Source organism: Lactococcus protaetiae (assembly GCF_006965445.1).
In the GTDB taxonomy this organism is placed as follows: Bacteria; Bacillota; Bacilli; order Lactobacillales; family Streptococcaceae; genus Lactococcus; species Lactococcus protaetiae.
Genome location: NZ_CP041356.1, coordinates 1972850 through 1985837, shown reverse-complemented (window position 1 = coordinate 1985837; position 12988 = coordinate 1972850). Strand labels below are relative to the sequence as shown.

Here is a 12988-nt window from a genome sequence, read left to right as displayed (position 1 = left end):
AAAACATTTATCCATTTTTTCTAGTCGCTAAAGCGACTGATAAAAGGGCAACTCGCCACTGAATTTAGTCGGACGAAATTCAAAGCTTAGCACGCACTTGTTTTGATAAAGAAGGGAAACAGCATTAGATGTGTTTAAATTTGAAAGAGTAACTCGTTATGTTTTACTAGGTTTTGTGTTGCTTTCGCTCTTGATGATGGTCTTCGTTGTAAATACTGATACAGGATTTGTTAATCCGATTTATGTTATTTTAACAATGTTCGTATTATATTTAGTCTTCCGAGCCATTGATAGAGGGTTGCAAAAGCTGTCAGTAAGCCAGTTAAGGGGAATCATTGCTCTGTCAGTAATAGGTGTCGCTGTCAGCGCACTATTGAATGTCATCCTGATAAGAGTTCAATTATTTGGAGATGTCCAGATATGTATAACTATGGCTAGACAGCTCGTGCAAGGTAATTTTAACTGGAGTGAATGGATTTTACAATATAAAAATCTTGTTCCATTAACGATTTTGTATAGTGTTTTCATGAGAGTGGGACAGTTTTTACATATAGGTTTTAATCCGATTTTCCTTGCTTACAATATTGCTTTACTTTTGGGAAGTGTAATATTGATTATTTCGACTTTATGGCATAAAAATCCACGTGCTGCGACTTTTGCGGCTTTATTATCAACCATTATCCCAGCATTTTATAGTTTTATTATTCAAGTTGGTTATACTGATGGAGCTAGTATTTTTGCTCTAGCACTTCTATTGTTTTTCTTCGAATGTAGGAGATTGAACTGGTGGAAGTTATTGATTATTGCATTAGTTTTTGCATATGGTTATCTTATGAGGCCAAATCTTATTATTGCCCTTGTCGCCTTAGTGATAATTGGACTATTCACTTATAAAACACATAGAAATATCTATAGAAAAGTTATTCAACTTTTTATTGCATCTATTGTAGGGCTTTTGTTAGCGATAGGTGCTGGGAAAGTTCTTGATGCAAATTATCACTATAACAGTGCAAATCTAGACGAATTTCCTATAGCACATTGGATTTATATGGGTTTAAATCAACAAAAATTTGGAGAGTATAATCGTGCTGATCGCAGTTATACACTACATCATATCGGTTTTTCTTCTGCACAGAGTGCGGATATTTCAGGAATTGCAACACGACTTGCAAGCTATAATCCAGAGACTTTTATTTTTCATTTGTTTGTCAAATACGGTATTTTATGGCGAGAAGGAACCTTTCAAACATTGACAGATTATCAAAAATCCTATATTTTTGCACCAAAGTTTTATTTGGAACACATCAGTGCGATTAGACTTATTTTTCAAGTGTTTTCAAAAGCCTTAGTAGCTTTATTCCTTCTTGCCGTGGCATTAAGACTTTTGAGCAATAAAAAGCTAACTAAAAATTCCTTCTTATTTGCTTTGTTAACTATATTTGGTATAAGTCTATTTCATACATTGATTTGGGAAGTAAAGACGCGCTATCAATTTATGACTTTTGGACTTTTATTTTTTATAGGGGTCTATTCATTGATTGAGCATTTTGAGAAAGTGCCAGTTGTGAATTCTCATATTGAGTAAATGAGAGTATTTAAGTTGTAAATACAATGCTTATGAATTGAAGTCTCTTACTACAGTAAAAAGTAATCTAATTGACCTTCATGATGCCATGGCATACACTCTGTTTGCGCGGTCTATTCATTTCACGCCACAGGCATGCTGTAAAGCAGCTACACTAAGTAGCCGTTTAGTCGCTTACGATTTGAACAGGAGTACAAGTGGTATAAAATCCTGCCTGATTTTAAAATGAAACTAGTATAAATTAAACAAGATTAGAAAGAAAAAAATGAACAAAAAAATATCTTATTCTATTGGGGTAATATCCGGAATTTTATTCATAATTTTGATGGTTTGGGTCAAATTGGATTATACACAGATACCGCTAAGTTTTGATGGGCCAATACAAAATCTTGCTTTTCAACTCCAAAATTCGTCAATTTTAACACATTTTTTTACTGCTTATACCAATTTATTTGGTGATACAGGTGGGATTATCACAGCTGCTCTTGTAGCCTTACTTTTATTTTTCTTGCTCAAACAAAAAATAGGTGGCTTGTGGTTTGCTGGATTGACGGTGCTTGGAACAGGATTTAATACACTTGTTAAAGATGTGATTGGTCGGAGCAGACCAGATATCCATCGTCTTGCAGCTTTTGCTCACCAAAGTGGGAAAAGTTTTGCAAGTGGTCATTCTGTTTTTGCGACAATTTTATTTGGAAGTCTTTTTTTGATTTATTTCACTAAGTTGAAAACGAGAAGCGCAAAGCTTGGTCTGGCAGGGTTAGTGTTGTTATTAACTGTTCTTGTGATGTTCTCAAGAGTATTTGTGGGGTACATTATCCAAGTGATACTATTGGTGGATTTCTTGAAGGGTTAACTTTCTTAATGTTGACTTATCCTAGTTTTGTCAAATGGAACAATAAAGAATATACGTTAAAAATATTGAAGTAAAAAAGTACCTAGTTTCCTTGTGAAATCTAGGTTTTATTGTGATAAAATTAACAACTATACCAATCCTTTTATTGTGGTTATACCAATTTTATATATAAATTCTTGACATGATGATAAAGTTATATTATAATGCTATTTGTAATTCAAAAAACGATAAATAAAATGAATATACCAATTTTATATAATTTATAATTTTGGTATTTAAAGGAGAAACAATATGTGTGGTATCGTAGGTGTTGTGGGTTCACGTAATGCAACGGATATTTTGATGCAAGGACTTGAAAAGCTGGAATATCGTGGCTATGATTCAGCAGGAATTTTTGTAACAGGAAGCAAAAATAATAGTCTTGTGAAATCAGTAGGACGCATTGCAGATTTGCGTAGTAAAATCGGCATTGATGTCGCTGGAACATCAGGAATTGGTCATACACGCTGGGCAACACACGGTAAACCAACGGAGGATAATGCACACCCTCATACTTCAACATCTGGTCGTTTTGTCCTTGTTCACAACGGTGTGATTGAAAATTTTGTTGAGTTAAAAGAAGAATATGTGGCAGATGATGTGTTCAAGGGGCAAACTGATACAGAAATTGCAGTACATTTGATTGCAAAATTTGCTGAAGAAGAAGGTCTTGCAACGCTTGAAGCTTTTAAAAAAGCGTTGAATGTGATTAAAGGTTCTTACGCTTTTGCGCTAATGGATGTTGAAACACCTGATGTTATCTATGTTGCCAAAAATAAATCACCGCTCCTGATTGGTTTGGGTGACGGCTACAATATGGTCTGCTCTGATGCGATGGCAATGATTCGCGAAACTTCAGAATTCATGGAAATTCACGACAAAGAGCTGGTTATCTTAACTAAGGATAATGTAGAAGTTGCAGATTACGATGGAAATCGTGTCGAACGTGAAAGCTACACAGCAGAGCTTGACCTTTCTGATATTGGTAAAGGGACTTATCCTTTTTACATGCTCAAAGAAATCGATGAACAACCTGCCGTTATGCGCAAATTGATTGCGACTTATGCCGATGAAAACGGGGCAATGAAAGTTGATGAAAATATCGTTAAGGCTGTGCAAGAAGCAGACCGTATTTATATCATTGCTGCTGGAACATCGTATAATGCAGGTTTTGGTGCAAAAATGATGTTGGAATCTTTAACTTCTACCCCAGTCGAGCTTGGTGTTGCTAGTGAATGGGGTTATGGTATGCCATTGCTTTCTAAAAAACCATTCTTTATCTTCTTATCTCAATCTGGAGAAACAGCAGACAGCCGTCAAGTTTTGGTTAAAGTCAATGAACTTGGTCTCCCTTCATTGACCGTGACAAATGTTCCAGGTTCAACTTTGTCACGTGAAGCGACCTATACGATGTTGATTGGTGCAGGTCCTGAAATTGCTGTGGCGTCAACGAAAGCTTACACAGGACAAATTGCAACGCTCGCTTTTCTTGCTAAAGCAGTTGGAGAAGCTGATGGAAATGCGGCTGCGAGCGACTTTGAGCTTGTTAAGGAGCTCTCTCTAGTTGCTCAGTCGATTGAGTCTACGCTTTCTGAAAAAGAAGAAATCGCTGAGGTTGTAGCGAAACTCTTGCCAACTACAAGAAATGCTTTTTATATTGGACGTAAACAAGATTATTTCGTTGCGATGGAGGCTTCGCTTAAACTTAAAGAAATCTCATATATCCAATGTGAAGGTTTCGCCGCTGGTGAATTAAAGCATGGGACTATTTCGCTGATTGAAAAAGATACCCCAGTTCTTGCTTTGATTTCTAATAATGAAGAAGTTGCAGCGCATACACGTGGAAATGTGATGGAAACGGTAGCACGTGGTGCTTCAGCAATTACCATTGTTGAAGAAGGCGTAGCACGTGAAGATGATACAATTGTTGTCAATAATGTTCATCCATTCTTATCAGCTATTTCGATGGTTATTCCTACGCAACTGATTGCTTATTTTGCTTCAATGCAACGTGGCCTTGATGTTGACAAACCACGTAATCTCGCAAAGGCTGTTACAGTAGAATGAAGTCAAGACTTATTCAGTATGAGTTTCGTAAAACATTTGTCCATTTTCTCTAGTCGCTTAGAGCGAATGGATGACTGCGGTGGATGGACAGCGAAACGGAGATAGTGCTGCTTTGATAAAAATCACTGACAGACTTTCTGTTAGTAAGAAAATCCTGTCAGAATGTGCTGACAGGATTTTTGTCAGTAAATTTTTGAGTCTGTCAGTGACAAAAGACATTATTTTTCGTATAAATAGATATGTACGAAGTAAAAGAGAATCCTTATCCCATGTTACCAAGAGAAAGACTAGAACTATTAGGGTCAGAGAAGTTATCGGATAGTGAATTACTTGCTATTTTGCTGCGGACAGGAACAAAAAAGTTATCCGCGCTTGAACTTGCCGCAAAAATTTTACAACATTTTCAGACGATGGAGCGTTTTTGCCATGCTTCTATTTTAGAGTTGAAGGAAATTTCAGGAATTGGTCAAGCTAAAGCAATCGAAATTCGTGCGATGATGGAGCTTGGAAAAAGGATTCAGACCGCAGAACACCATAGGCATGGACAAGTGATGAGCGCTCAAGAGTTTGGTTTGAGTTTGGCATTTGAGATGCGTGACTACGAACAGGAGCATCTCCTTGCGATATATCTTGATGGCCAGAACAAAATTATTGAGAAACGAACCATTTTTATAGGGGCTGTAAATCATGCTTTGGCTAACCCAAGAGAAATTCTTTATCATGCTGTGAAAAATCTTGCAGTTGGTTTGCTTGTCGCGCATAATCATCCTTCTGGAAGTTTGCAACCAAGTAGTGCAGACCGAACTTTTACTGACAAAATAAAAATTTCTTGTGATAATTTAGGCATTTCTTTTATTGACCATATCATTGTCGGTGGTGGAAATTATTTTAGTTTCCGCGAACACGAAAGATAAAAGAGTTACTGACAAAGGAGTAAATTGAAATTGACAAAACTCTGTCAGCGTACTGACAGAGTTTATTTTAATTTTGTAAACAATTCTTTTGACCTATTTCATATATAAAAGTAAAATGATAGTAGGTAATTTACCTATATCTCATCTAATTTTACATTGCACCTGAAAAGGTGCTTTTTATTTTAAAAGATTAATCCAATATCGTGCTAGAATGGCTTGGTCTTCAGAATCATAGACCCAGTTATTTAACTGACCTCCCAACTTCTCAATAATATGCCGACTTGCAAAATTATTTTCATCAACCGTAACTAAAATAGAGGTGATATTAACGGAAAGATAGTGCTTAAAGGCGAATTGGCACATTTCTTCAGCAATATGTTGTCCTCTAGCAAATTCAGGAACATCGTAACCAATATGTCCACCATACAAAAGTAAGTCATCTTTTTCCAAGTCAAATCGACAACGAATACTTCCAACGATTTTTCCAGCTTTAAAAGCAAAATAACTGATTTGTCGTGACTGGTTACAATCTTTCGGAGAAATCTCAACTTGTTGTAATTCTCCGAGCAGTTGTTTGTAATTTCCCACTTTAAAGTTAGCATAACGATGCCTTGCAAAATGACCAAATGTTGTAAAATCATTTTTGCAAGCCTCAACATAATTTAAAAAAGCTTGTTCATCATTTTCAGTTAATCTTCTAATTTCCAAATGAGACATTTGCGAATCCTCTCAATACTTAGTTTGCTTATTATATCATGTTTCTTAGCTGTGCGTTAAAGAATATCTTTGTGCTATAATTTATAATAAAAGCTCAGAAGGAAATAATTTATGAACGATAGGGTTGCGATGAGTAAAACTTGGATATTTATTATCATAGCAAGTGTCATTATTTTTATCTTAGGACGATATCTTTATCAGCCCATCTTAGAAGTTACAGGAGCCATTGGAGCAGTAGGAGCGTTGACTTGTGGTTTGACGGGGGTAATCATCAAATATTTACGGCGAAAAAGAAGAAAAAGAGAATAAAAAAACAAGCAGGATTAACTGCTTGTTTTTGTTCAGTGTAATTTATATTCTAAAAAATAGACTTTTTCTACATTTTATAATAAAATAGAATAAAGGAGACGCTTACAATGAGAGACGAATATAAAAGAATTTTAGTTGCAGTAGATGATTCAGAACAAGCAAAACAGGCGGTTCATGAAGCAGTAGCGATTACAAAAAGAAATAAATCGTCGCTGTTTGTCCTGCATATTAAAGATGAAACCATGCTTAGCGGGACACCACTTGCCTTAACAATTAGTTTAGAAGATTTAGAAGAAAAATCAAGAACAATTACAGAAGATGTATCAAACAGTATCAATGAAGAAGTAAAGTTTGAACTTCACAGCTTCATGGGTAATCCCAAAAAAGAGATTGTCAAATTTGCGAAGGAAAATAATGTTGATTTAATCGTCATCGGCTCCAACAGCAAAGGTCTGATAAATCGTATGCTCGTGGCTCTACAACAACATATGTAGTAAGTCATGCCCCTTGTAATGTCATGGTTGTAAAATAAGTCAGTCTGTCATGAGTCGCGATAAATCATCGGGCATACATAAAATCAAGTGTTTTACTATCCAGCATCTCACGTATCAAGGAATAAATCCATGCGCGTTCAAAATATGGAAAAGATGTATCCGTGATAATCATCGTTAGTAGCAAATTCTTAAAGTGAGACTTCCAGAAGCAAATGGAGGTCTTTTTCGTACAAATTTTTATCAAAACAAGTGCGTGCTATCTCCGCCCTTCGGGCTACGCGATAAACATTTGTCCGTTTTATCTAGCCGCTAAAGCGTCTGATAAAAAGGCTGTCGATGCTCTCTACGGTGCTACGTGCTTCGCACGCCGTTCTACGAACGGTCTCCGTCCGCTGTCCGTTTGCTTAACTGCTAAAGCAGCAAGAGCAAACGGACAGCGTAGCGCAGCGAAGATAGCGACTGATAAAATGGACAAATATTTTACGAAACTCCCACTGAATAAGTCTTGACTTCATTTTATAAATTGTCCATATATGTGGACACAGGAAAGTGAGTAAATCTATAGAAAACAGATAAAATAGACTTATGAAGAAAAAAAGATAGAAACGTAATAAAAAAAGAAAGGATGGAGTTGTGGAATTAAATGCTAATGAACGACAGGTGATGAGCCTACTAAATTTTGAGTATTATGTTGAAGCTGCAAGTTTAGCAAAACAGTTACTCGTATCGGATAAAACGATTCGACGGATGATTAAAAAAATCAATGAACGGTATACAGGACATTATGCTGAACCACTAATTCTATCACAGGCGGGAAAAGGATTTCGGCTATCAGCTTACTTCAAAGATAAGGATGTTTACGCTGAATTATCAGTTGATGAACAAGATGATAAAGCCTTATATGATATTATGTTGACAATTTTATTCAGCCATCCTAATAAAAGGCAGTATGATGTTTTGAAAATAGATTATCTGTCAAATAGTGCAAAGACCACGCGCCTAAATAAAATCAAACAAGCATTTAAAGATTTTCATCTTGTTTTCAAGACAAATCAGTATTATGTCTGGATTGAAGGAGATGAAATTCAAATTAGACGAGCGATTAACGATTTGATTATGACGATTAACAAAAATAACAGTCTCAAACAAATTGGGCTTAACCTCTTTTCAGTGGACAATCAATTTATTGATAAACAAGTAGAGTTAATAGAAGAAAAAACACAACAATATCTTAGCTATCCTTATGATTGGACTGTCAGACTTCATCTATCTGTTCTTGTTAAGCGGGTCAGAGAAGGGAGTATTCAAACATCTATCCATGAGATAAATGAATCAGAGAGACAACTTATGATGAAAAATAAGTCTTTAGCAGATCTCGCAAGCATTATCACGAAAAACTTTTCAAACTATCTCAATGTTGAGTTAAAAGAGGCAGAACAGTTATTAATGTTTCAAACCTTATATGCTATCAATTTAAGTAGACAAGAAAGTCAAGCAATAGATGAATGTTTGGCAGAAGAAGTCACCAAAACACTGATAATCAATGTATTTGAAATAGCTAATGTTACTCTATTGCCACAAAGTCGTAGACTATATGAAGATTTATACCAACATGTGTTACCCATGCTTTCTCGTTTGCGATTAGGAATTAAGATTGAAAACAATTTGCTAGACGAAGTGAAGTTAAAGTACACGAAAACCTTTGAAAAATTGTCAAAAATCATTGATGGAATCAACCATGAACTTGCCTTTGAAACTAAAATAGATGAGGCAGAAATTGGATATTTATCACTTTATTTTGAAAAATATCATTTAGAAGTGACAACTGACAAACGAGTATTATTAGTTTGTGCAACAGGTATTGGTACCAGCGAGTTATTAAAAGCACGGCTCCAAAAGAAAATTCCCAACTTAAATGTTATTGCAGCGATGAGCAATCGCCAGGCACGAAAAAGTCAAGGATTTATTGAAGAAAATATTGACTTGATTTTATCAACACTTGATGTATCCGTTACAAAAATTGGCAAAGTTCCAATTCTGACGATTAGTCCACTTTTAACAGAGAAAGACGTTCAGAAAATAAATTATATTTTAGAAGAAAGTGAGAAAACGAATGACAGACATTGATTTAGGTAAAGTCGTTCATAAGAATTTGATAGTTGTACCATCAAAATCCAAAACTAAAGATGAGGTGATTAATGAACTGGGTCACTTGCTTGCAACCAAAGGATATCTCTTTGATGCTCAAGAATTTATTGATGATGTTTATTTGAGAGAGAAAGAGGGAGTGACGGGGATAGGACAAGGTATTGCTATTCCACACGGAAAATCAATTGCCGTTAAGGATACCACGATTGCAGTTGCTGTATTAGATGAAGAAATTGAGTGGGAAACTTTGGATGAACAGCCTGTCAAAGTAGTCATTATGTTTGCTGTCAAAGATACAGATGCTAATACAACTCATATACTACTATTGCAGCAAATTGCTGTGTTACTAGCACATAGTGATTTTCTTGATAAACTCAAAGAAGTTACAAGTGTTGATGAGTTATATCAGCTAATGACGACTGCTAACTAAATCTGCAAGACAAATTTTGTCATAAAAAATTATATTTTATAAAGGAGAACCACAATGGTTTTAGTAACAGGTAAAGAGCTACTCTCAGTCGCAAAAGAAAAGAACTTTGCAATTCCAGCTTATAACTGTGGGTCAGGACAACTCTTAAACGCCACTTTGAAAGCATGCGAAGAAGATCAAGCACCATTTATCATAGCAATTCATCCAGATGAATTGAGCTTCTTGGAAGATAATTTTGTTGCTTCATGTATTGATGCAGCAAATAAGACCAAGTTACCAATCGCGATCCATCTGGACCATGGTGCAAGTTATGAACAAGTCATTCATGCAATTCAACTAGGGATGACATCGGTTATGATTGATAAATCTTTAGCTCCATTCGAAGAAAATATTGAAATTACTAAAAAAGTTGTTGAAGCGGCACATGCTGTTGGGGTGTCCGTTGAAGCTGAACTTGGAACAATTGGCAATACTGGTAATAATGTGGAAGGAGGTAATCAACAAGGAATTTATACTGATCCAGCACAAGCTAAAGAATTTGTTGAGCGGACAGGGTGTGACTCACTTGCTGTAGGTATTGGGACCTCTCATGGTCTTTATCCAAAAGGGCTTCAGCCCAAATTAGCAATTAATGTTTTGGAAGAAATTGTTAAAGAAACAGGTATTCCGCTAGTATTGCATGGGGCGTCTAATAACTTGGATTCTGAGATTAAAGCAGCAGTTACGCATGGAATCAATAAGGTGAATATCTCATCAGATATTAAAATTGTTTTTGCAGAACGATTAAGAGAAGAGCTTAATGATGGTAATAATGAAAAACGCGAACCGAATATACTCTTCCCAGCACCTATGAAAGAAACCGAAAAAGTAGTTCATCAAAAGAATCAACTTTTTGGCGCGAGTAATACAGCTAAGTATTATTTTCAGTAATTTGGTACTGATAGACTAAATTTCTCTTTGGTTAAATCCAAAGAGAAATTTAAAAAATGAAAAAGATAACGGTTACAAAAATAAAAATTGTGAGGTGAACTATGAAAATTGTTGGAATTGCAGCATGCACAGCGGGGATTGCTCATACCTATATTGCTAAGGAGAAGTTGACACAAGCAGGTATTGAACATGGGCATACCATTCATATCGAAACACAAGGACTTGCTGGGCAACAGGATAAGCTGACGCCAGAAGAAATCGCTGAAGCTGATATTGTTATTATTGCGGCAGATATAAAAATTAATGGTCGTAATCGCTTTGAAGGTAAAAAAGTTGTCGAAGTACCAACTAGCCTTGTTGTCAAGTCGCCAAACAAACTAGTTGAAAAACTCGAAGAAGTACATCAAGGAGTATAATAATGGGTGTTTTAAAAGATTTAGGTTTTAAAAGACATTTAATGACGGCAATCTCATTCTTTTTACCAATCATTTGTGCGGCAGGGTTCTTGCTCGCTATTGGTAATATTATGGGAGGAGCATCAATCGCTGACTTTTCAAAAGGATTTAGTTTTGCGGACACTATGACAACAATGGGGGCTATGGATTAGGTTATCTTCCCATAGTGGTCTCTACTGCGATTGCTTACTCTATTGCAGATAAGCCAGGTATTGCACCAGGATTGATTGTTGGATTCGTTGCTCATGGGATTAATACTGGGTTTATCGGTGGCATTGCATCAGGATTTGTTGTTGGGATTATTACATTACTTTTCTATGCTAATGTTAAAGTCCCAAAATGGATGGAAGGTCTAATGCCAACTTTAATTGTGCCATTTGTATCATCTTTTCTAGGTGGAATGGTGATGTATTATATACTTGGTACGCCAATCAACTATCTGGTCGGTTTGCTGACAAATTATTTAAATCATCTTGATTCTTCACAACTTTTGATTTATGGTTTGATTATTGGTGTTCTTGCTTCTATTGATTATGGCGGACCTATCAATAAAACAGTATTTGCAGTGGTGTTTGCGATGTTTTCAGAAAATATTTATGCACCGCTTACCGTTTTGATTGGTGCCTCCATGATTACACCATTTGGCTACGGACTTGCCTTAATCCTTCAGAAAATATTTAAGAAAAATGTCTTTGATAAACAGGATATTGAAACATTAAAATCTGCTATTCCTATGGGATTTTGTCAGATTACCGAGGGGTGTTTTCCAATTATCTTCAAAAATTGGTTAAAAAATATGATTGCAACAGGCATTGGTGGTGGTATATTTGGGGCATTGTCAATGTTTTGGGGTTGTGATAGTCATATTCCAGCATCAGGGATGTTTGCTGTGCCAACGATGACGGGTAATCGTGGATTTCTCTTCGTTGTTGCTCTTATTATTGGTTCATTAGCACAAGCTATTGTCTTTGTATTTATAATGAAGCCCGTTAATCCAAATGAAATGGCTGAGTTTGAGGAAAAAGAAGAGGAAGATATTGAGTTTGGAGATCTCAAAATTTCTTAAGGAGTGTAAATTAATGTATCAAGAAAAAATTAGAGCAATATTTAAAAATTCAGGTATTGCTTTTACAAGACAAGAACTAGATGGTATAGAGTATGCTGATTTTGGGTTGAAAAACATTGAGGAAGAGGGACTTAATCTCATTGTTTATGTGAATAATGACCGCTATTGTGCGAAAGAAATGGTTTTACTTCCTAGACAAACTTGTCCAGAACATCGCCATCCACGGCGAGGAGTAAAGTTAGAAATTGAAGGAAAAGAAGAAACTTTTCGAGTTCGTTATGGTAAAGTCTATCTTTATGTGGAAGGCGAGGAAAATGTGCAAGAAATCTCAGCTAAAATTCCAGAAAAGAGCAAAGAGTGGTATACCATTCGACATGAGATTGTACTTGAGGCAGGAGAACAGTATACAATTATTCCTGATACTTTGCATTGGTTTCAAGCAGCAGAAGAGGGAGCGATTATTTCAGAGTTTTCATCGCCTAGTGATGATTCGTCGGATATTTTCACTAATCCTAATATTAAACGTTAATGGAGTTTATGCAGAGCTAGGACGTTAATCCTAGCTCATTTTTTAGTAATTTGAATTTCGTGTATTGGATATAGTGCAAATCAATAACTTTACCAAAAACTACTAAAATAAGTGGGTGTTGTTTCGCTAAAAGAGATAGATATTCTATTGGTTTGCTCAGAAAATCTCGGAAGTAAATATGTGAGTTCTTCAAATATTTTTGACTGTTGAGAGCGATTAAGCTCTCCAGAGCTATGAATAATATGGCTGTGAATATAATTGTCTTCTCCATTGTCGTTGGAAAGAGCATCAGTTTCATGAATGAGACATAGGACATTTCCGTGAGTTTTATCTTTTTTTATATTTTTAACGACACGAGCCACAAGTTTTGCAAGGCTTTTTTTATTTTTGAGAGTATTTGGTATTGTGTAGATATCAATAATGAGCATAATTATTTCCTAGTAGAATGA

The 12988-nt window shown here is 35.7% G+C and carries 13 protein-coding genes and 2 pseudogenes; 12 read left to right on the top strand and 3 right to left on the bottom strand.

Features of this window, described 5'->3' with window-relative positions:
- Positions 1-130: 130 nt before the first annotated feature.
- The 3 genes from FLP15_RS09465 to glmS all read left to right on the top strand — a co-directional run bounded on the left by FLP15_RS09465 (position 131) and on the right by glmS (position 4547).
- Positions 131-1585, top strand: coding sequence for a glycosyltransferase family protein (locus tag FLP15_RS09465; RefSeq protein ID WP_223804609.1), 1455 nt, complete (start codon positions 131-133; stop codon positions 1583-1585).
- A gap of 265 nt (positions 1586-1850) precedes the next feature.
- Entirely contained in the window at positions 1851-2441 is a 591-nt protein-coding gene (locus tag FLP15_RS09460; protein ID WP_223804607.1) for a phosphatase PAP2 family protein, read from the top strand.
- A gap of 291 nt (positions 2442-2732) precedes the next feature.
- Positions 2733-4547 (top strand): glutamine--fructose-6-phosphate transaminase (isomerizing), encoded by a 1815-nt coding sequence (gene glmS / locus FLP15_RS09455; protein WP_142766914.1) that lies wholly within the window; start codon positions 2733-2735, stop codon positions 4545-4547.
- 57 nt (positions 4548-4604) lie between these two features.
- Here the strand turns inward: glmS and FLP15_RS12775 are convergent, their stop codons facing one another.
- Positions 4605-4766: a hypothetical protein gene (locus FLP15_RS12775; protein WP_190288284.1), complete on the bottom strand. Its 162-nt coding sequence runs from the start codon at positions 4764-4766 to the stop codon at positions 4605-4607.
- A gap of 20 nt (positions 4767-4786) precedes the next feature.
- Here FLP15_RS12775 and radC point away from each other — a divergent pair, with 20 nt between their 5' ends.
- Positions 4787-5461, top strand: a complete 675-nt coding sequence (radC, locus tag FLP15_RS09450) for a RadC family protein (RefSeq protein WP_142766913.1) — start codon at positions 4787-4789, stop codon at positions 5459-5461.
- Positions 5462-5638: 177 nt separating this feature from the next.
- Here radC and FLP15_RS09445 read toward each other — a convergent pair whose 3' ends face one another.
- Positions 5639-6178 (bottom strand): GNAT family N-acetyltransferase, encoded by a 540-nt coding sequence (locus tag FLP15_RS09445; protein ID WP_142766912.1) that lies wholly within the window; start codon positions 6176-6178, stop codon positions 5639-5641.
- Between the two features lie 111 nt (positions 6179-6289).
- On the opposite strand from FLP15_RS09445, the gene FLP15_RS09440 reads away from it, so the two are divergent.
- The 8 genes and pseudogenes from FLP15_RS09440 to FLP15_RS09405 all read left to right on the top strand — a co-directional run bounded on the left by FLP15_RS09440 (position 6290) and on the right by FLP15_RS09405 (position 12539).
- Positions 6290-6487: a hypothetical protein gene (locus FLP15_RS09440; RefSeq protein WP_142766911.1), complete on the top strand. Its 198-nt coding sequence runs from the start codon at positions 6290-6292 to the stop codon at positions 6485-6487.
- A gap of 107 nt (positions 6488-6594) precedes the next feature.
- Positions 6595-7019, top strand: a pseudogene (locus FLP15_RS09435) (universal stress protein).
- 595 nt (positions 7020-7614) lie between these two features.
- The gene (locus tag FLP15_RS09430) at positions 7615-9108 is read left to right on the top strand and encodes a BglG family transcription antiterminator (protein ID WP_142766910.1); all 1494 of its coding nucleotides are present in this window, start codon (positions 7615-7617) and stop codon (positions 9106-9108) included.
- The gene (locus FLP15_RS09425) at positions 9095-9559 is read left to right on the top strand and encodes a PTS sugar transporter subunit IIA (protein WP_142766909.1); all 465 of its coding nucleotides are present in this window, start codon (positions 9095-9097) and stop codon (positions 9557-9559) included. The genes FLP15_RS09430 and FLP15_RS09425 overlap by 14 nt, the downstream gene beginning before the upstream one ends.
- A gap of 54 nt (positions 9560-9613) precedes the next feature.
- Complete coding sequence (locus tag FLP15_RS09420) at positions 9614-10489, top strand: ketose-bisphosphate aldolase (RefSeq protein WP_142766908.1); 876 nt, start codon at positions 9614-9616, stop codon at positions 10487-10489.
- Positions 10490-10590: 101 nt separating this feature from the next.
- Complete coding sequence (locus FLP15_RS09415; RefSeq protein WP_142766907.1) at positions 10591-10905, top strand: PTS fructose transporter subunit IIB; 315 nt, start codon at positions 10591-10593, stop codon at positions 10903-10905.
- A gap of 2 nt (positions 10906-10907) precedes the next feature.
- A pseudogene (locus FLP15_RS09410) lies at positions 10908-12010 on the top strand (PTS fructose transporter subunit IIC).
- Between the two features lie 13 nt (positions 12011-12023).
- The gene (locus tag FLP15_RS09405; RefSeq protein WP_142766906.1) at positions 12024-12539 is read left to right on the top strand and encodes a D-lyxose/D-mannose family sugar isomerase; all 516 of its coding nucleotides are present in this window, start codon (positions 12024-12026) and stop codon (positions 12537-12539) included.
- Between the two features lie 89 nt (positions 12540-12628).
- On the opposite strand, the gene FLP15_RS09400 is transcribed toward FLP15_RS09405, so the two are convergent.
- A complete protein-coding gene (locus tag FLP15_RS09400; protein WP_142766905.1) occupies positions 12629-12967 on the bottom strand; it encodes a hypothetical protein in 339 nt (112 codons plus the stop codon).
- Positions 12968-12988: the final 21 nt, after the last annotated feature.